General features: G+C 56.6%; 16 protein-coding genes. 8 read left to right on the top strand and 8 right to left on the bottom strand.

Annotated elements, in window-relative coordinates:
- Window positions 1-104 precede the first annotated feature (104 nt).
- The 3 genes from ACK13D_RS03235 to ACK13D_RS03245 all read left to right on the top strand — a co-directional run bounded on the left by ACK13D_RS03235 (window position 105) and on the right by ACK13D_RS03245 (window position 2,819).
- Window positions 105-695, top strand: a complete 591-nt coding sequence (locus ACK13D_RS03235; RefSeq protein ID WP_050679947.1) for a metal-dependent hydrolase — start codon at window positions 105-107, stop codon at window positions 693-695.
- A gap of 151 nt (window positions 696-846) precedes the next feature.
- Window positions 847-2,238: an L-cystine transporter gene (locus ACK13D_RS03240; RefSeq protein WP_010245712.1), complete on the top strand. Its 1,392-nt coding sequence runs from the start codon at window positions 847-849 to the stop codon at window positions 2,236-2,238.
- Between the two features lie 188 nt (window positions 2,239-2,426).
- Window positions 2,427-2,819, top strand: coding sequence for a DUF6515 family protein (locus tag ACK13D_RS03245; RefSeq protein ID WP_033757987.1), 393 nt, complete (start codon window positions 2,427-2,429; stop codon window positions 2,817-2,819).
- A 66-nt stretch (window positions 2,820-2,885) separates the two neighbouring features.
- Here ACK13D_RS03245 and osmE read toward each other — a convergent pair whose 3' ends face one another.
- Window positions 2,886-3,221 carry an osmotically-inducible lipoprotein OsmE gene (osmE, locus tag ACK13D_RS03250; protein WP_010245718.1) on the bottom strand — a complete coding sequence of 112 codons (336 nt, stop codon included), beginning with the start codon at window positions 3,219-3,221 and terminating at the stop codon, window positions 2,886-2,888.
- A 302-nt stretch (window positions 3,222-3,523) separates the two neighbouring features.
- Here osmE and ACK13D_RS03255 point away from each other — a divergent pair, with 302 nt between their 5' ends.
- The 4 genes from ACK13D_RS03255 to cho all read left to right on the top strand — a co-directional run bounded on the left by ACK13D_RS03255 (window position 3,524) and on the right by cho (window position 7,548).
- Entirely contained in the window at window positions 3,524-4,726 is a 1,203-nt protein-coding gene (locus ACK13D_RS03255; RefSeq protein WP_022625759.1) for a multidrug effflux MFS transporter, read from the top strand.
- A 118-nt stretch (window positions 4,727-4,844) separates the two neighbouring features.
- Entirely contained in the window at window positions 4,845-5,669 is an 825-nt protein-coding gene (nadE, locus tag ACK13D_RS03260; protein ID WP_010670018.1) for an ammonia-dependent NAD(+) synthetase, read from the top strand.
- A gap of 60 nt (window positions 5,670-5,729) precedes the next feature.
- Window positions 5,730-6,620 (top strand): aromatic amino acid DMT transporter YddG, encoded by an 891-nt coding sequence (gene yddG / locus ACK13D_RS03265; protein ID WP_418795680.1) that lies wholly within the window; start codon window positions 5,730-5,732, stop codon window positions 6,618-6,620.
- Window positions 6,621-6,687: 67 nt separating this feature from the next.
- Entirely contained in the window at window positions 6,688-7,548 is an 861-nt protein-coding gene (cho, locus tag ACK13D_RS03270) for an excinuclease Cho (protein WP_010245728.1), read from the top strand.
- A gap of 73 nt (window positions 7,549-7,621) precedes the next feature.
- On the opposite strand, the gene spy is transcribed toward cho, so the two are convergent.
- From spy to ACK13D_RS03300, 6 genes are all read right to left on the bottom strand, one after another.
- A complete protein-coding gene (spy, locus tag ACK13D_RS03275; protein WP_010245731.1) occupies window positions 7,622-8,116 on the bottom strand; it encodes an ATP-independent periplasmic protein-refolding chaperone Spy in 495 nt (164 codons plus the stop codon).
- A 308-nt stretch (window positions 8,117-8,424) separates the two neighbouring features.
- A complete protein-coding gene (gene astE / locus ACK13D_RS03280; protein ID WP_187493205.1) occupies window positions 8,425-9,420 on the bottom strand; it encodes a succinylglutamate desuccinylase in 996 nt (331 codons plus the stop codon).
- Window positions 9,421-9,470: 50 nt separating this feature from the next.
- Entirely contained in the window at window positions 9,471-10,799 is a 1,329-nt protein-coding gene (gene astB / locus ACK13D_RS03285) for an N-succinylarginine dihydrolase (protein ID WP_187507636.1), read from the bottom strand.
- Window positions 10,796-12,265 (bottom strand): succinylglutamate-semialdehyde dehydrogenase, encoded by a 1,470-nt coding sequence (astD, locus tag ACK13D_RS03290; protein ID WP_418795683.1) that lies wholly within the window; start codon window positions 12,263-12,265, stop codon window positions 10,796-10,798. Before astD ends, astB begins: the two co-directional genes overlap by 4 nt.
- Window positions 12,262-13,293 carry an arginine N-succinyltransferase gene (gene astA, locus ACK13D_RS03295; protein ID WP_033757454.1) on the bottom strand — a complete coding sequence of 344 codons (1,032 nt, stop codon included), beginning with the start codon at window positions 13,291-13,293 and terminating at the stop codon, window positions 12,262-12,264. The genes astD and astA overlap by 4 nt, the downstream gene beginning before the upstream one ends.
- Window positions 13,290-14,510 (bottom strand): aspartate aminotransferase family protein, encoded by a 1,221-nt coding sequence (locus tag ACK13D_RS03300; RefSeq protein WP_418795685.1) that lies wholly within the window; start codon window positions 14,508-14,510, stop codon window positions 13,290-13,292. The genes astA and ACK13D_RS03300 overlap by 4 nt, the downstream gene beginning before the upstream one ends.
- A gap of 929 nt (window positions 14,511-15,439) precedes the next feature.
- Between ACK13D_RS03300 and ACK13D_RS03305 the strand changes: the two genes are divergently transcribed.
- Window positions 15,440-16,513, top strand: a complete 1,074-nt coding sequence (locus ACK13D_RS03305; RefSeq protein WP_022625766.1) for a porin — start codon at window positions 15,440-15,442, stop codon at window positions 16,511-16,513.
- 76 nt (window positions 16,514-16,589) lie between these two features.
- On the opposite strand, the gene ACK13D_RS03310 is transcribed toward ACK13D_RS03305, so the two are convergent.
- Entirely contained in the window at window positions 16,590-18,146 is a 1,557-nt protein-coding gene (locus ACK13D_RS03310) for a putative bifunctional diguanylate cyclase/phosphodiesterase (RefSeq protein WP_418795687.1), read from the bottom strand.
- Window positions 18,147-18,487: the final 341 nt, after the last annotated feature.

The following is an 18,487-nucleotide window of genomic DNA, read 5'->3' on the forward strand; positions in this document are numbered from 1 at the left end:
TGTTAATAATATTCATGCTTCGTTACAGCGTCACATGTTCTCATTTACTGGATAAATCCCTATACTGGATGCATCGACAGTTTTCTTTGCAACCAGGTTCTATCATGACGGGCGAAGGCCACATCATTTTTGCCATTGCCAGCGCTATCTTTGCGAAGCGTGCTGAGCTGACACCAGTGCTGGCGCAGGCCGACTGGTGGCATCTTGTTCCCTCAGCGCTGCTGACATGTCTGTTGCCCGATATCGATCACCCTAAATCTCTGCTGGGACAGCGACTGCGCTGGCTCTCTCATCCTATTGCGCGCGCGTTCGGCCATCGCGGCTTTACCCACAGTTTGCTGGCGATAGCCGCCGGTTTATGGCTTTTTCAGATAAACCTGCCCCAGTCGTCGCCGATACCGCCTGATGTCCTGCAGGGTCTGACGCTGGGCTACCTTAGCCATATTGTGGCCGATATGCTGACGCCTGCCGGGGTTCCGCTGCTGTGGCCCTGCCGCTGGCGCTTCCGGCTGCCGATTCTGCGCAGCCAGAAAGGCAACCAGCTTGAGCGGGCATTGTGCCTGGGACTGGTGGGATATGCGCTCTGGTTTCCGGTGGGCATGCCATCTTTTGGTGCAAACGGCTGGCCGTCACAGCTGTTCGATACGCTACAAAATGGCGTCGGACGGTTGATTTCCAGTCATAGTGCGCAATAAATCAGCACAAAACGCTTTTAAGTTATAAACCATGCCATTTGGATATAAGGCACCCTCTTCGCCTGCTGTTACCATTCCTGCTGTCTTAATTCGTGATTAACATTATGCGGCCTTTCCAGAGCGAAAGGCCGCATTACTCTGGAGTTTCAGTATGGACCTTCCTCTTACGCTTAATATCGTAGCCTTTGTGGTGCTGCTGGTATTGCTTTCTCGCTTCAGCCGTCAGAACTGGAGCCTGTCGAAAAAAGTGCTGACCGGTCTGGTAATCGGCGTACTGTTCGGCCTGGTTTTGCAGTTGATCTACGGCGAAAACAGCGCAGTGGTCAAAGAGTCTATCAGCTGGTTTAATATCGTCGGTAATGGCTATGTCCAGTTGCTGCAGATGGTCGTAATGCCGCTGGTGTTCGTTTCCATTCTGAGTGCGGTCGCCCGTCTGCATAACGCCTCGTCGCTGGGAAAAATCAGCGTACTGACGATTGGCGTACTGCTGTTTACCACCGCGATCTCGGCGCTGGTCGGCGTCTTCGTGACCGGCCTGTTTGGCCTGAGCGCAGAAGGTCTGGTTCAGGGCGTGCAGGAGACTGCGCGTCTCAGTGCGATTCAGAGCAACTATGTCGGCAAAGTGGCTGACCTGACCGTGCCGCAACTGGTGCTCTCCTTTATCCCGAAAAACCCGTTTGCCGATTTGACCGGAGCCAGTCCGACCTCGATTATCAGCGTCGTCATCTTCGCCGCCTTCCTGGGCGTGGCTGCACTGCAGTTGCTGAAAGATGATGAAGTTAAAGGTCAGCGCGTGCTGGTCGCGATCGATACGCTGCAGTCGTGGGTCATGAAGCTGGTGCGTTTAGTGATGAAGCTGACACCTTATGGTGTGCTGGCGCTGATGACCAAAGTGGTTGCCGGTTCTAACCTGCAGGACATCATTAAGCTGGGCAGCTTTGTGGTCGCCTCTTACCTCGGTCTGGCCATCATGTTTGGTGTCCACGCCCTGCTGCTGTCGGTAAATGGTATCAACCCGATGCGCTTCTTCCGTAAAGTGTGGCCGGTTATTACCTTCGCCTTTACCAGCCGCTCCAGCGCAGCCAGCATTCCGCTGAGCGTGGAAACCCAGACCCGTCGTCTTGGCGTGCCTGAGTCGATTGCCAGCTTCGCGGCCTCTTTTGGTGCCACTATCGGCCAGAACGGCTGTGCCGGTCTCTATCCAACTATGCTGGCAGTGATGGTTGCGCCAACCGTCGGGATCAACCCGTTTGACCCACTGTGGATTGCGACGCTGGTCGGGATCGTGACGCTGAGCTCAGCAGGCGTTGCCGGTGTCGGCGGTGGTGCAACCTTCGCGGCGCTGATTGTCCTGCCTGCGATGGGCCTGCCGGTCACCCTGGTGGCGCTGCTGATCTCCATTGAGCCGCTGATCGATATGGGTCGTACAGCCCTGAACGTCAACGGTTCCATGACCGCCGGTTCTCTCACCAGTCGCTGGTTAGGTATGACCGATAAGCGCGTCCTGGAAAGCGACGACAACGCCGAACTGGCGCACCGCTAATCTGCTTTGAACCTGGCGCGCCCGCGCCAGGTTATTCCCGCTCTTCTTCTCCATAATCTCCCCCATTAATGGCAACGCCGTTAAGAAAGCGTTAAGCATGGTAAACAGGCGAAAAATCGCCGCTTTAGTGCTTGTCTTTGCCGGGTAAAAAGCGAATTCTGCATCCAGTCTTATGAGGAGAACACCTGATGAAAAAGATAATCGCCTCGCTTCTGACGCTGACGCTTTTGACACCCGCTCTGGCTTTCGCTCATCCTGGCGACTGGGGCCCGCCGGGTGGATGGGATCGCCATGGCGGCCACGGGCCACACTGGGGCGGACCCGGGCCGGTGCGCTTTTTGCCTGAAGCCGCAACCGCGGTGCTGATAGGCGGACTGACCTACTATCTGCTCAATGGCAATTATTATCAGCGCCACGGCGATGAGTATGTGGTGGCAGAGCCGCCTGCAGAGTCGCGGGTCAGCAGTGAAATGCGGGTACTCGACTTTAACGGCAAACGCTTCTATGTGCAGGCTGGCCACTTCTACCAGCGGCAGATAGATGGCGATTATGTTGAGGTGCCGCGCCCGGCAGGTTTGTAGTCAGTGCCACAACGAAAAACGGCCCGTCACGATGACGGGCCGTTTACTATTCAGGGGTGCTAAGAGTTACTGCTGAACCTGCGGATCGGTGTCATATTCCGCACAGCTCTGGAAGCCGTAGTTCATGACACGGCCGGTGTCGTTATAGCTCACGAAGTAAGTCTGAGCTTTACCGTCGCGCTGACCCAGTACATAAGTCTGGCAGGTGCCGCGCGCGTGAACCATGGTGATTTCAGTCGAAGGCGTACCGGCGATCTGACGAACCTGATCACGGGTCATACCCTTTTTAACATCCTTTACCACTGGCTTAGTCACGTAGCTTTCCGCACGATCGTAAGTCGTACAACCAGACAGTGCAGCCAGCGTCAGCGCCGCAGCGATACATCCCATCACTTTATTCATCTTGTTGTTCCTCATTTATTGTCCATGTGGAAACAAGCCTGGAACATAAATGCTGATTTATCAAGTTTATGACGAACAATTAGTGGCCTGTCAAATGTCAGGATTTCGTAAAGAAGGCTGTTTTGCTGTCAACGCAGACGTATACTGCCCGGCAAAACAGGCACCCGATAGCGCCCCGTTTTCAGAGACCGCACCGTCATCCGCGCAGACGCAGATCGGCGTGAATGTCGCGTTACCGGACGCTGTTTTTCGCAGCCTTACCCGCTTTCTGTTTACCCCATCGCTGACAATCCCGAGGATAAATGACCCCTGTACACTCCAATCGCCTGGTTTATGCCATTACGCTGGGCCTGCTGGCCGCGCTGGGCCCGCTCTGCATCGACCTCTATCTGCCTGCACTACCACAAATGGCCCAGGACCTGCACACCGAAACCGCTACCGCGCAGCTGAGTCTGACCGCTGGCCTGTTAGGTCTCGGCTTTGGCCAGCTGCTCTTTGGCCCGATGAGCGATAAGTTCGGCCGCCTGCGCCCGCTGACCCTGTCACTGGTGTTGCTGTTTATCGCCTCGATGGGCTGTGCGCTGGCGCAGGATATTAACCAGCTGCTGCTGGCGCGGCTGTTCGAAGGGTTAGCAGGTGCGGGCGGTGCGGTGCTGTCACGGGCAATTGCACGCGATATGTACAGCGGCCATGAGCTGACGCGATTCTTCGCTCTGCTGATGCTGGTCAACGGTCTGGCACCGATCGGCGCACCGGTATTAGGCGGCGTGCTGATGACGATTTTAAACTGGCGCGGCATCTTCATGGTGCTGGGCGGCATTGCCATTTTGCTGATCCTGCTGGCGCGCTGGAAGCTGCATGAAACCCTGCCTGAAGCACGCCGCAGTAAAGGATCAATATTCTCCGCCTACGCGGCATTGGGTCAGGTGATTACCCATCGCCCCTTCATGGGCTTCTGCCTGACCCAGGGATTTATGATGTCCGGCATGTTCGCCTACATCGGTGCCTCGCCGTTCGTGCTGCAGCAACTCTATGGTCTTTCGCCCCAGGCCTTTAGCTTCTGCTTTGCGGCCAACGGGTTTGGCCTGGTGATTGCTTCACAGACCAGCGCCCGCCTCTGTCCATTGTGGGGCGAATATCGGGTGCTGAAAGGCGGACTGACGCTGGCCTTTGTCGCCTCCAGCCTGCTGCTGCTGGCCGCGCTGCTGCATGCTCCCCTAGCGCTGCTGCTGGTGGCACTGTTCTTTACCATTGCCAGCAACGGCGTTATCGCTACCACCGCCTCGTCCCTGGCGATGCAGAGTCAGGGCCATCGCGCTGGTAGCGCCTCCGCGGTGATTGGCGTCACGATGTTTACGCTGGGTGCGATTACCGTGCCGATTACCGGCATCGGTGGTACCTCGGTGCTGAGCATGTGCGCCACCATTTTTGGCTGCTTTATGACGGCGATTCTGATGTTTAGCGTGCTGGCGAAAAAACCGCTGCCGCAGGTAAAAACTCACTGATTTCGCAACGTTTCATGGTAATGAGTTACCGCTTTGGCTTGTTGTTTTCGCAAAGGCACGTTAGCTTTAATAAAACGTTCGCATCGAGCCGACAGGCCACTGACCTGAGGAGAAGTTCATGTCACTGCAGCAGGAAATTATTGAAGCCCTGGGTGTGAAGCCCACTATCGACGCCGACCAGGAAGTGCGCGTCAGCATCGATTTTCTCAAAGCCTACCTGAAACGCCACAGCGGCCTGAAAACGCTGGTGCTGGGGATCAGCGGCGGTCAGGATTCAACCCTGGCGGGCGCGCTGGCGCAGCGGGCGATCACCGAACTGCGTCAGGAGAGCGGTGATAACGACTACACCTTTATTGCCGTGCGTCTGCCCTATGGTGTGCAGGCGGATGAGCAGGATTGTCAGGACGCGCTGGCCTTTATCAAACCCGACCGTTCGCTGGTGGTAAACATCAAAGAGTCGGTGCTGGCCAGTGAGCGCGCGCTGAAAGAGGCGGGTATTACGCTTTCCGATTTTGTCCGCGGCAATGAAAAAGCCCGTGAGCGGATGAAAGCGCAATACAGCATCGCCGGCATGACCAAAGGCGTGGTGGTCGGCACCGATCACGCGGCTGAAGCCGTGACCGGTTTCTTCACCAAGTATGGCGATGGCGGCACTGACATCAATCCCCTGTTCCGCCTGAACAAGCGTCAGGGCAAGCAGTTGCTGAAACACCTTGGCTGCCCGGAGCATCTCTATCTGAAGAAACCGACTGCCGATCTGGAAGATGATCGTCCAGGCCTGCAGGATGAAGTGGCGCTGGGCGTCACCTATGAGATGATTGATGACTACCTGGAAGGCAAAAGCATCAATCCTGACAGCGCCCGTATCATCGAAGGCTGGTATCAGAAAACCGAGCACAAACGTCGTCCGCCGATCACGGTATTCGACGATTTCTGGAAGTAATCCTGCCCCTCCCTTGCCGCGGCAAGGGAGGCTTCTCTCACTGACTTTGTTGATCGCTGCATGCCTGCCACCGTTTCGCGCGCGACCCTCGTCGGGCTTGTCGCCATTCTGCTCTGGAGTACGACCGTTGGCATGCTGCGCAGCGTCAGTGAAGCCTTTGGCGCCACCGGTGGTGCGGCGCTGATCTACACCACCACGGCGTGTCTGCTCTGCCTGACCCGGGGCCTGCCCAGACCTGGCGCAATGCCCGCCATCTACCTGTGGCTGGGGGGCGTACTCTTTGTCGGCTATGAAATCTGTCTGGCGCTGGCCATCGGGCTGGCCAGCGATCGCAGCCAGTCGCTGGAGCTGGGGATGATTAACTATCTCTGGCCCTGTCTGACCATCGTGCTGGCGATCCCGTTTAATCAGCAGCGTTTCCGTGTCTGGCTGTGGCCAGGACTGCTGCTGTCGCTGCTGGGGATCGTCTGGGTAATGAAAGGCAGCGGCAACGGATCGCCGGCGCTGTTGTGGCAGAATATGCTGCGCAACCCGGTCGCCTATGCACTGGCCTTTATCGCCGCCCTGACCTGGGCGCTCTACAATAATCTCACCCGCCGCTTTGCCCGTGGTTCCAATGGCGTCACGCTGTTTTTTATCCTGACTGCACTGGCGCTGTGGCTGAAATATGCCTTCAGCGATCACACTGTGCCGATGGCCTTTACGCTGGTGCCGCTGCTGGAGGTGCTGTTTGTCGGGCTCTCCACCGCCATCGCCTATTCCGCCTGGAATCACGGGATTCAGCAGGGCAATCTGACGCTGCTGGCCACCGCCTCCTACTTTACGCCGGTGCTGTCGGCCCTGATGGGATCGCTGTGGCTCGGCCTGACGCCGCCGCTGGCCTTCTGGCAGGGCGTGGCGATGATCACGCTCGGCTCGCTGATCTGCTGGCGGGCAACACGGTCTCTGTAACCAGACGGCTGGCGATCATTTCACCTGCCTGTTATGCTGTATGGACAACCAGTAAATGGAGTCCATCTTGGTCAGACGTTCTGCCATACTTCGCCCCGAACCCGACGCGAATGCAATTTATCAATATCCCGAACACCTGCGTGAGTGGCTGGAAGGCCTGCCAAATCATCCTGGCGTCTATACCTTTCATGGCGAAAGTGAGTCGCTGCCGCTCTATATCGGTAAAAGTGTGAATCTGCGTTCGCGGGTGATGTCCCATTTCCGCACCCCGGATGAGGCGAAAATGCTGCGCCAGTCGCGGCGTGTAAGCTGGATCCCTACCGCGGGCGACCTCGGTGCGCTGCTGCTGGAAGCGCAGATGATCAAAACCCAGCAGCCGCTGTTCAATAAGCGACTGCGCAAAAACCGGCAGCTCTGTTCATTGCAGATTACCGACGGCAAACCGAATGTGGTCTATGCAAAAGACCTCGATTTCAGCCAGTCCCCCAACCTGTTTGGGCTCTATCGCAGTCGCTTCGCCGCGCTGGAACGGCTCAAGCAGCTCGCGGATGAGTATCAGCTCTGTCATGGCCTGCTGGGTCTGGAAGCGCTGAGTGCGGGGCGAGGCTGCTTCCGCTCGGCACTGCGCCGTTGCGCCGGGGCCTGCTGTGGAAAAGAGCCGGTCAGCGATCATCAGGATCGACTGCTGGAGGCGCTGGAAAACGTGCGGGTGTTCTGCTGGCCATGGCAGGGTGCCGTGGGGCTGGTGGAGGAAGGCAAAGAGATGACGCAGATCCACGTTATCGACCACTGGTTCTATCTCGGTTCGGTCAGCAGCATGGATGAGGCCAGAAAACTGCAGCGGCCCAAAGGCGGTTTTGATCATGACGGCTACAAAATCCTCTGCCGCCCGATTCTGTCAGGTGCCTACCCTATTCTGCCGCTATAAAAAAACCGCCGACGCTGCCCACTCACCTTCAGTGGACAGCGCCGGCGGTCTCAGACCGTTCGCTTAACGAGTGTTATTCAGCCGGTTCTGCTGGCGGTGCCATTTTGCCCTCGTGCGGGCCTTTCTCAGTCAGACGCTTTTCAAAGTTAGCGTTGTACTGTTTTTTCTGCTCCGGCGTCAGCACGTTATAGAGCTTGTTCTGGGTTTCCAGCATCTTCAGCGCATGCTCTTTGGCATTGGCGGACATCTTCTCTGCCTGTGCTTCTGCTTTGCTCTGGTCGAAGCTGTCAGAGGCAATAATGCTGTGGGCCGCACGACGCTCGTCCAGTGACGGGCGTTTCATATCTTTGTGGCTCTCTTTCATGATGTCGCGCATCTGAGTTTTCTGCGCGTCGGTCAGGTTCAGACCTTTAAACATCATCTCCATGCCGTGGCGCATTGGCGGCTTGTGCATCGCTTTTTCGCTACCTGCTGGCGGTGGAGTCAGGTTGTCAGCGGCTGCATGGACGGCGCTGGCTGCACCAAACGCCAGCGAAGAAGCCAGTAAAAGGGAAGTCAGTTTGCGCATAATAGTGTCCTTATAATTCATGATAATGACGACAGCACTCTGTCGCGTCTTCGGAAACAAGCATACGACGCTGAACGTCAACTACTCAGAGCCTGAGTAAAGCCGTGAAAGCATAAAAGATAAAAATCGGGCAATCATGAAGAGAATAAGAAGAAAGGCGTGAGGAATTGAAAATGTTTATGAATTTAAAGCGAATTTGGCAGAAATCATGGAGGAGTGTAAGGGTTACGACAGGAAAGCGGAAGCCGATCTTCCACTTTTCCTGTCGGTTTTTTAGCGCCGAGGGTCTGCGCTGTTAACAACCGCTATCAGACCGGCAGCGCCTGAGTCTGTTCGCTCTCTTCAATCAGCATCAGTCCGGCACGCAGCCCGGCGGCCACGTTGGGGTTAGGGAACAGCACATATTCCCGCGCCTGCTGCACGTAATAGCGGGTGCTACCATCTTCCGCCAGCAACGTCCCCTGTGGAAACGCGGTAAAGTTCAGCGTTTCCGGCGACATATGCAGCGTAAAGTGCTCACTCAGTCGGGTGATCTGCTGCGCGACCCGATAGTGACGCGGTCTAACCGCCGCCACAGGCAGCGCTTCGCCATAGAGTAAAGACGCCAGCGCCTGCTGTGCCGCACTGAACTGACTGAGATCGTTTTCGCCAAACGGCAGCGCTTTGCCCAGCTCCAGGGTACAGCTGGCCGCACCGAAGTGCTCGCAGCTGAAGTGGGTAAAGGTGCCGCCCGGCGAGCGATGGAACACCAGCGCTTCCAGCCCGGCAGCGGCCAGCCAGTCAAGAAACGCGGGCGGCCAGGGGCGTTCATTGTGCGGCATTACGCCGAACTGAGGATGATAAGAGCCACGAATAGCCGTGTGCATGTCGAGATGCCAGCGCGTTTCATCGCACTCGCCCAGCTGCCAGAAGGTCTCCAGCGTCTGCTCCAGCCGCAGCACGCGGCGGGCCTCATCACCATCATCAATCTGCTGCCAGCGTCCGCCAAACAGCCGGTTAATGTCATAACGCACATAGCGCTTACCGGCGCGTAGCGCTGAGGGATTACCCAGAATCACCAGCATGCGCTGCTGTAACGGCTTTTCGCCCCGCAGCAGCGGATTAACCAGCTGGTTCACCATTTCTACCGGGGCCGTTTCATTGCCGTGGATCCCGGCAGAGAGCACCAGCGCCTGTTTAACCGGCACCGTCGGCTCCATCAACAGTATGCCGTGATACAACCATTGCCAGCGAAGATGCGCCGTTTCACCACTACGCTTACGCGGCACCTCGCCGGAGAGCGTTTGCTGTAAAAAGTCCTGCATCGTTCCTCCTTTTCGCCCTGAGCAGGCGGCAGACTGTGCTGCCCCCTCCTTCACTGCTGAAATGCATATACATTTCCTAAGTCTAGCAGCTTCGTCAGTTCATCCAGCGCGTCGCGTCCCTCACGCAGCAATTCTGGGTCGACCAGATCGGCCTGGGTCAGGCGATCGCGGTAATGACGGTCAACCCAGTTATTCAGCGTGCTGAAGAGCCGATCGTTCATCAGCACCGCCGGATTCACTGCCTGCTGCTCCTGTGGTGTCAGCACCACCCGCAAACGCAGGCAGGCTGGACCACCCCCGTTATACATGCTTTCGCGCAGATCAAACACCTTCAGGGCTTTGAGTGGCGTGTCAGCCTCAACCTGTTCACACAAGTAGCGCCAGACACCCGGATGCTGACGTGACTCCTCCGGCAGCACCAGCATCATGGTGCCGTCGGGACGGCTCAGCAACTGACTGTTAAACAGATAGGTCTCTACCGCATCTTTCACTGACACCCGATTTTCCGGCACTTCCAGCGCAACAAAACCGGGGACGCGCGACCGAAGCTGCGCCAGCAGTTCAGGCTGATTAACAAAGGCGTGCTGGTGACAGAAGAGCATCTGCTGGTTACTTACCGCAATCACATCGTTATGGAACACGCCCTGATCGATCACCGCAGGATTCTGCTGCGCATACAGCACGCTTTCCGGTGAGAGCTGATGCAGACGGGCGACAGCCTCGCTGGCTTCCCGGGTCTGACGTGCCGGATAGCGCTGCGGGGCTTTGCCCTCATGGCTGCTGTCGCGGCCATAGACAAACAGCTGCACGCCGCGCTCACCATAGGCGCCGCCCAGTCGGTTATGGTTCGCCGCCCCTTCATCGCCAAACATCGCCACCTGCGGCAAAGCATCATGCACCGCAAAATGGCGATCGTCGCGGAAGATGGAACGCAGCAGCCAGGCCGTTTCCGGCGCTTCTATCGCACGGTGGAATTTGTTGTTAAGGTTCGCCACCGTCAGGTGAACCCGGCCATCAAGGCTGTCCGCTGACGGCGAGACCGTGGCAGCATTGGCGACCCACATCGCCGAGGCTGAACTGACGGCGGAGAGTAATCCCGGCGCAGTTTTCCCGGCCGCAGCCAGCACCTGCTCATCGCTCCCACCAAAGCCGAGCTGGCGCAGCGCCGCAATATTGGGCCGCTCATGCGGCGGGATCACCCCCTGCACGTAGCCCATATCGGCCAGCGCTTTCATCTTGAGCAACCCCTGCTTTGCCGCCAGACGGGGATTCGACGGCTGCAGCTGATTGCGGGTCGAGGCTTCGTTGCCAAACGACAGCCCGGCATAGTGGTGTGTTAACCCCACCAGCCCATCAAAGTTGGCCTCGGTTGCCTTCATGACGTCGTCTCCTGGGTGGAGAAATCGAGGCCCGGCGACAGCGTGGCGGGCAGCGTCAGGTCAGGCGTCTCCAGCGAGGCCATTGGCCATGCGCAGTAATCCGCCGCATACCAGGCGCTGGCGCGGTGGTTGCCCGAGGCACCAATGCCGCCAAACGGCGCGGTACTGGCTGCGCCGGTCAGCGGTTTGTTCCAGTTAACGATACCGGCACGTGCTTCAAGCAGCAGCTGATCAAACTGCTGACGTGACGGTGAGATCAATCCACACGACAGGCCGTAACGGGTCTGGTTCGCCAGCGCTATCGCCTCTTCAAATGTCTCATAGCGGACTACGCCTAACAGCGGACCAAAGACCTCTTCATCCGGAATGCCCTGCACGCCGGTTAAATCGATAATACCTGGCGTCAGGATGGCACTGTGGCGATCCGGCCAGCGCATTTCCAGCAGCACCTCGCCGCCCGCCTCAACCCGCCGTTGCCACTCACTCATAATTTTCTCTGCTGCGCCGGTGGAGATCACGCTGCCCATAAACGGCTGCGGTTCAGCATTCCAGGCGGCGGGTTGCAGTCGCCCCGCCACCTCCACCAGCCGCCGCAGAAACGCATCCCCTGCATCGCCGCGTCTGACCAGCAGACGCCGCGCGCAGGTGCAGCGCTGACCGGCGGTTATAAAGGCTGACTGCAACGTGATGTTGACAGCCGCATCAGTGTCCGCCGGATCTTCAACAATCAGGGCATTGTTACCGCCCATCTCCAGCGCCAGCATCTTTTCAGGCTGACCGGCAAACTGGCGATGCAGCTGATAGCCGGTATGGGCGCTGCCGGTAAACAGCAGGCCATCAATCTGCTGACAGTTGGCCAGCGCCTGACCAGTCTCACGTCCGCCCTGTAACAGTGCCAGCACGCCGGCAGGCAGGCCCGCAGCCAGCCAGAGCTCAACGGTTTTTTCGGCGGTCAGCGGCGTCAGTTCGCTGGGTTTAAATACCACGCAGTTGCCCGCCAGCAGCGCCGGAACGATATGGCCGTTTGGCAGATGTCCCGGGAAGTTATAGGGACCAAACACCGCCAGTACCCCATGCGGGCGGTGGCGCAGCGAGCTTTCGCCTTCATGCTGTTCACCGGTGCGGCTATGGTATGCCTTCACCGAAAAGCCGATTTTGTTGATCATCGCGCCCACTTCGGTCAGCGCTTCCCAGCGCGGCTTGCCGGTTTCACGGGCGATAGTTTCCGCCAGCGCCGTTTTATGCGCCTCAAGCCCGGCGGCAAATTTCTCAACGATCGCCTGCCGTTCCGCCAGCGGGCGTCTGGCCCAGGCTGGAAATGCGTCGCGCGCCGCCTCACAGGCTGCGGTGACCTGAGCGGCTGAGGCCGCTTGGCCCTGCCATAACGTCTCGCCGCTGACCGGATCCGCTTTCGTCAGAATCTCAGCTTCACCGTCCAGCCATTGTCCATTTATCAGATGTGTCATGCTGTTTTCTCCTCTTTGCAGAGCGTCACCACGCGCAGGCTGTCGCCCGGCTGGCAATGGAGCGCCTGCATCTGTTCATCCGTGAGTTGCACGCTGTCGCTGTCAGCCTTTGCCGGAATCAGCGCTACACGGAACTGGCGATAATCGCTATTGGCAACCAGACAGAGCGGGCCATCAGCCGGGTTTTCGCCCCGTTCTGCGCTGCGCAGACGGCTTTTACGCACGGCACGGATATGATCGATATCGCACTCCAGCGTCGGGCCGCCATCAAAAATGTCGACATAATTGAGGTAGCGGAAGCCCTCTGCTTCAAGCACCGCCCGCGCAGGCGCGGTTTGCGGATGGACCTGTCCAATCACCGCCTGCGCTTCCGGTGTCAGGTAGTCGATGTAGAGCGGATGTTTCGGCATCAGTTCAGCGATAAACGATTTCTGTCCGGTGCCACTAAGGAAGTCCGCTTTGCTGAATTCCATAGAGAAGAAGCGGCTGCCGACGCTCTCCCAGAACGGCGAATGGCCCTGCTCATCGCTGACGCCACGCATCTCGGCCACCACCCGGTTGGTGAAACGTTCACGGAAACTGGCCATAAACAGGAAGCGTGACTTCGACAGCAGATAGCCGTTTTTGCCATCACGGTAATCGGGATCGAGAAACAGCGTGCAGAGCTCACTGCTGCCGGTATGGTCATTACTCAGCGACAGGGTAGGCAGCGCGGCATAAACATTCAGCTCTTTTGAGGCGTGCACCTGGGTACCGACGCGAAAGTTGTACCAGGGATCCTGCAGCCCCACCGCCACCTCAATGGCGCAGATGCCGACGGCGCGGTTATCTTCGCTGTCGGCCAGCACAAAGACATAGCCCTGTTCGGCACGTGGCAGAGAATCCTCCCAGGTCTGCAGCGATCGATCGATACGCGCCTGAAGCGTCGCGCTATCAACCGGCAACGAGGTCAGCCCGCCACCGGTTTTGCCCGCCAGCGCCATCAACTGGCTTAAGTCATCGCGTTCAACCGGACGGATTACCATCATGATGTTGACCCTCGCACCAGGCTTTCGCACACTTCGGCAAAGCGGGCCATGCCCAGCTTCACTTCCTGCTCACTGATATTCAGCGCCGGGGCAAAACGCACCACATTGGCACCCGCAATCAGCACCATGACGCCCATTTCCGCGGCGGCAAGGTTGATCGCTTTGGCTTTACCAGCAAAATCGTCGCTGAGCACCGCGCCAATCAGCAGGCCAAGACCGCGCACTTCTTTGAACAGGTGCAGACGCTGGTTGATCTCATCCAGTGCCGCCACAATCCACTGGTGACGTTCTGTTACACCCGCCATCAGTTCAGGCTGATTGATCAGCTCCATGACTTTACCTGCCACTGCGCCCGCCAGCGGATTGCCGCCATAGGTGGTGCCGTGGGTGCCAACGCCCATCACCAGCGCCAGATCTTCGCGCGTCAGCATCGCACCAATCGGGAAGCCGCCGCCCAGCGCTTTGGCGCTGGTGAGCACATCCGGCGTGACGCCATAATGCATGTAGGCATAAAGCGAACCGGTACGGCCAACGCCACTCTGCACTTCATCAAAAATCAGCAAAGCCTGATGTTTATCACAGAGCTCACGCAATCCACGCAGAAACGCCGGATCGGCAGGCAGCACGCCACCTTCACCCTGAATCGGTTCAACAATGACTGCGCAGGTATGGTCATTAATCAGTTCAGCCGCCGCCGCCAGATCGTTAAACGGGGCATGCTGGATCTCTGGCGGCAGCGGCGCAAAATCTTTTGAGTAAGCGGGCTGACCCCCGGCTGTTACCGTAAACAGGGTGCGGCCATGAAATGCATTCTTAAACGCCACGATGCCACTTTTATGCGGACCCACACGATCATGTGCCACCTTGCGCGCCAGTTTCAGCGCCGCTTCGTTCGCCTCCGCCCCGGAGTTACAGAAGAACACCCGGTCAGCGAAGGTGGCATCGATCAACTGCTTCGCCAGCCGCAGGATCGGTTCGTTGGTGTAGCCATTACCGGTGTGCCATAAACGTGCGGCCTGTTCCTGCAGCGCCTGTTGTAATGCCGGATGCGCATGCCCTAACGCATTGACGGCGATGCCACCGGCGAAGTCGATATAATCTTTGCCGTTTTGATCCCAGACGGTGGAGCCTACCGCGCGAACCGGTATAAAAGTCGCAGGCGCATAAACCGGCATCATCCATTGATCGAAATCGTGACGTGAAACGTGCAGTGCCATAACCCACTCTCCTGCTTTACTTTACCGGCCGGGTAAAGCTTATGTTTTAAAATTGTTAAAAGATGTTGTAGTGCAGCCCTACTGTAGAGTGCAGTTAACGTGCCAGCCAGAGAATTAATGCATAAAATGGTCTTCACGACGTAATATCAATGAGTTACATGCTGACAATATTCACTTAATTTGCATATATAGTGAATAACTGTCTGATTGCAGCGCCAGAACCGGGTTTTAAACAGCAGAATTATGCATTCACGGGATGAAATATCGCTTTTGTGATCGCTGATAAATTATCTCTCCAGAAAAGCCCCTCCACTGCCCTGTTTTAGCGCAGTTTGCCTCGCGCTGGTGCAGCGATTACGCTAGGAACTCGCCCGGAAATGTCAGAACACCCTGGCTTTATTTAAAAAAAGTTTTTCATTTCCCCCTGCAGACACATTAATCCGCGTATCTTTTTCAGGCTATTTTATAAACAGGCCGATCAATATTTAATCAGCAACTCTGACTATTATTCCGGAGGTGATTATCGGGCCAGAAAGAATATTCTATAAAGATGAACAAATATTAATACGCAGGCTAATGGTTAGGATAAAAGCCTTATAAGGCTATTCTTATCGGATAATCACCCATAATTAAATCAGGGGTTATATTGATTTAAAAGTGTACAAAAAAAGCCCCTTTAAGACCACTACATACAAACATAATACATTGATAAATAGAGATATAAAATCAGATAACTCATGATTACTTATTAGAAGAAAATCTTATTACTTTACAATTAAATCTTCTGTTCCTCGCTGTTATCCATCAGCTGAATATAGACATCACATTTTGTTACTTTTATTGCACTTTGTAGTTTTACCTTTTTGTGTCATTTTCTTTTCACCCCATATCAGGGGAATAATAATTAATGAATACAGGGTAATAATTAAATGATGAAGCGCACTTTACTGGCGGCTGTCATGCCGTTACTGATCGGTCTCTCCTCCGCGCAGGCCGCAGAAGTTTATAACAAGGATGGCAATAAGCTGGATCTGGTCGGCAAGATTAACGTGTCACACCTCTTTTCTGACGATAACAACAACGATGGTGATACCTCCTCTTATGCCCGCTTTGGCTTCAAAGGCGAGACAAAGATTACTGACCAGCTTACCGGCTACGGTTTCTGGCAGTATCAGTACAGTCTGCATAACTCCGAGGGCAGTGACGCACAGGCCACCAACCGTACCCGTCTGGGCTATGCTGGCCTGAAGTTTGGCGAGGCAGGTTCGCTGGATTACGGACGTAACTACGGCCTGGTCTATGACGTGCTGAGTTATACCGATATGCTGCCGTTCTTCGGCGGCGACTCCGGTTATACCGACGCCTTTCTCTCTGGCCGCTCAACCGGTGTGCTGACCTGGCGTAACAGCAATTTCTTTGGTCTGGTCGACGGCTTAAACCTTGCCGCGCAGTATCAGGGCAAAAACGATCGCAGCAGTAACATTGACGGCGTGCGTCGTTCCAACGGCGACGGCTTCGCCCTCTCCGCTTCCTATGACTTCGATTTCGGCCTGAGTTTTGCCGGCGCGTTTGCCAGCCTGGATCGCACCACAGCGCAGAACGCTGCCGCACGCGGAGAAGGCGAAAAAGCCCAGCACTGGGCGACCTCGGTGAAATATGATGCGAACCAGGTCTATCTGGCTGCCATGTACGGTGAAACGCTGAACGCCACGCCAATTACTGGCGGTTTCGCTAACAAAGCGCAGAACTTTGAAGCCGTGGCGCAGTATCAGTTCCTGAACGGCTTCCGTCCGTCCGTGGGTTACGTCTCGTCCAAAGGCAAGGAAATTGAGAATATCGGCGATGCCGACATCATTAAATACACCGCCGTGGGTGCCACTTACTACTTCAACAAGAACATGTCGGTCTATGGTGAATACCGCATCAACCTGTTGAAAGATAACAATCCGCTTCGCCTGGCGACCGACGACATCACAGCCCTGGGTCTGATTTACCAGTTCTGATGTGACAGCGGGCCCGGCTCTGACCGCCGGGCCTGTTTTTTGTTTTAATCCCGGCCACAGAGAGTGTTACGCGCTTTCAGCCCAGCGACCTGACTAAGCTAACGGCCATCGCCTCTTCCTGCATCAATTCCTCCACGTTAGCGGACGCCAGCAACGTGGTGGCCTGCCCGGCAGGAACCGGACGGCTGAAGAGATATCCCTGACCATAATCACAGCCGCGCTTTCTCAGCCACCTCAGCGTGGCGACATCCTCAATGCCCTCAGCAGTAATGATCACATTAAGCCCCTGACAGAGTGCCAGCAGCGTTTCCACCACTTTTCGCTGCTCAGATCCGGTCACGATTCCGGCGATAAAGGTCTGGTCAATTTTGATTTTGGTAATACCCAGCCCCAGCAAAACCGACAGGTTGGAGTAGCCGGTGCCAAAATCATCCAGCACCACTCCGATACCGGCCTCTTTCAGCAGACGGATCGCCTGGCGGGCATCGTCAGAAATGGCCATGACATTCTGTTCGGTGATTTCAAGTTCCAGCATTACCGGCCCGGCATGCTGCATAATGCTGGACAAACAGCTGGTCAGCGACGGTCTCAGCAACTGCTCCGGGGTAATGTTCAGCGACAGGCAGAGCCCGGCTGGCCATGCCCGGGTTGCACTGACAGCATCCTGCAGCAGCGCCACGGTCATGCTGTCCATCAACCCCAGCCGCTCCACCACTGGCAGAAACTCTGCAGGTGAAACCGTCTGACCAGATGCAGTGATCCAGCGCGCCAGTATCTCAAAGCCGGTAATGTTACCGGTGCGCAGTGAAACCAGCGGCTGCAGAAAGGGAACGATGGCATGTCCGCTAACGGCGGCAACAACCTCCTGCTCCAGCCTTTCCCGCTGGCGAAAGCGCAGCTCCATGTCCGGGGAGAATCGTGCCAGACAGGCGCACTTATCCTGCTTCGCCTCGTACAACGCCAGATCCGCCGCCCGCACCACATCAGCCTGACCCGTGCAGGCTGAGCTGGCAATGCCTGCTGAAAGGCTCAGGAAGGTGTGCGGACCGGTCCGGATGGATGCCGCATGCTGGCAGAAGCTTTCGGCGGCGGCCAGCGCCTGATCTGCCTGTGAAGCCTGGGCAACAATGGCAAATTCATCCCCGCCGATGCGAAACACCTGACTCCCGGTATCCGCCGAAGCGATCAGCAGATTGGCCAGCGCGACCAGCGTGGCGTCGCCCTGACGATGACCGTTCAGGTCATTGATATTCTTAAAGTCATTGATGTCGAGCAGCGTCAGGGTGTAGGGCGTCCCGTCGGCATCAAGCGCAGCAATGTGTGCAGTGAACGATCGGCGGTTCATGATTCCCGTCAGCGCATCAGTTCCGGCCAGCCTGAGCGCATTTTTTTCCGCACGCAGCGTGTTGCGGATCAGACCCGCGATAAGCAGCGCCGGAATAATCATTGCCAGTCCGGCAAACGAGGTGGAGGTCAGGATAAACCGCAGCCGCTCGCTGGTTTCAAAATCGGGATCATAGCTCAGGCCCAGCAGGCTGGAGATCCACGCCTCGAGCCCGAATTCCCACAGCGTGGAGAGTAAAATGATGGTCGCAATATTCAGCATTGCGAGCCAGAAAAGTTTCAGGCGCATGCGTTAGTTCCCGGTGATGGAAAGTGTCAGAGTTTTGTTTTAATTTTCAGTAAAAAACCGGGGCGTACTTCTCATACAATGTCTGCTAAGCTGCCGACAATTATCACCCCTCCGCTATTTTTACTCATCGCATTCGCACGTTCTCACCCGCCTTACGGCAGTGAGGCAGACGTTCTGCGGAGCCCGATGCGTGTCGGTTACGTCATCAATGTCGAATAGTGTTCTATCGGCAGCAGCGGCCAGATTAACAGGCCCGTCCGGTTAAATTTGTGCATTCCGGTGTTTTTAACCGGTTATGACGCTGGCGTATCGCGCGGCTGCACCGCGCGAAAAGGCGCACA

It is taken from the genome of Pantoea sp. K16 (assembly GCF_048452805.1).
Lineage (GTDB): Bacteria > Pseudomonadota > Gammaproteobacteria > Enterobacterales > Enterobacteriaceae > Pantoea > Pantoea agglomerans.

Coding starts and splice junctions, on each gene's coding strand:
- ACK13D_RS03235 (WP_050679947.1), top strand. CDS start 105: ATGACGGGCGAAGGCCACATCATTTTTGCCATTGCCAGCGCTATCTTT.
- astE (WP_187493205.1), bottom strand. CDS start 9,420: ATGCAGGACTTTTTACAGCAAACGCTCTCCGGCGAGGTGCCGCGTAAG.
- ACK13D_RS03255 (WP_022625759.1), top strand. CDS start 3,524: ATGACCCCTGTACACTCCAATCGCCTGGTTTATGCCATTACGCTGGGC.
- spy (WP_010245731.1), bottom strand. CDS start 8,116: ATGCGCAAACTGACTTCCCTTTTACTGGCTTCTTCGCTGGCGTTTGGT.
- osmE (WP_010245718.1), bottom strand. CDS start 3,221: ATGAATAAAGTGATGGGATGTATCGCTGCGGCGCTGACGCTGGCTGCA.
- ACK13D_RS03310 (WP_418795687.1), bottom strand. CDS start 18,146: ATGCGCCTGAAACTTTTCTGGCTCGCAATGCTGAATATTGCGACCATC.
- nadE (WP_010670018.1), top strand. CDS start 4,845: ATGTCACTGCAGCAGGAAATTATTGAAGCCCTGGGTGTGAAGCCCACT.
- ACK13D_RS03305 (WP_022625766.1), top strand. CDS start 15,440: ATGATGAAGCGCACTTTACTGGCGGCTGTCATGCCGTTACTGATCGGT.
- yddG (WP_418795680.1), top strand. CDS start 5,730: ATGCCTGCCACCGTTTCGCGCGCGACCCTCGTCGGGCTTGTCGCCATT.
- ACK13D_RS03300 (WP_418795685.1), bottom strand. CDS start 14,510: ATGGCACTGCACGTTTCACGTCACGATTTCGATCAATGGATGATGCCG.
- astB (WP_187507636.1), bottom strand. CDS start 10,799: ATGAAGGCAACCGAGGCCAACTTTGATGGGCTGGTGGGGTTAACACAC.
- ACK13D_RS03240 (WP_010245712.1), top strand. CDS start 847: ATGGACCTTCCTCTTACGCTTAATATCGTAGCCTTTGTGGTGCTGCTG.
- astA (WP_033757454.1), bottom strand. CDS start 13,293: ATGATGGTAATCCGTCCGGTTGAACGCGATGACTTAAGCCAGTTGATG.
- astD (WP_418795683.1), bottom strand. CDS start 12,265: ATGACACATCTGATAAATGGACAATGGCTGGACGGTGAAGCTGAGATT.
- ACK13D_RS03245 (WP_033757987.1), top strand. CDS start 2,427: ATGAAAAAGATAATCGCCTCGCTTCTGACGCTGACGCTTTTGACACCC.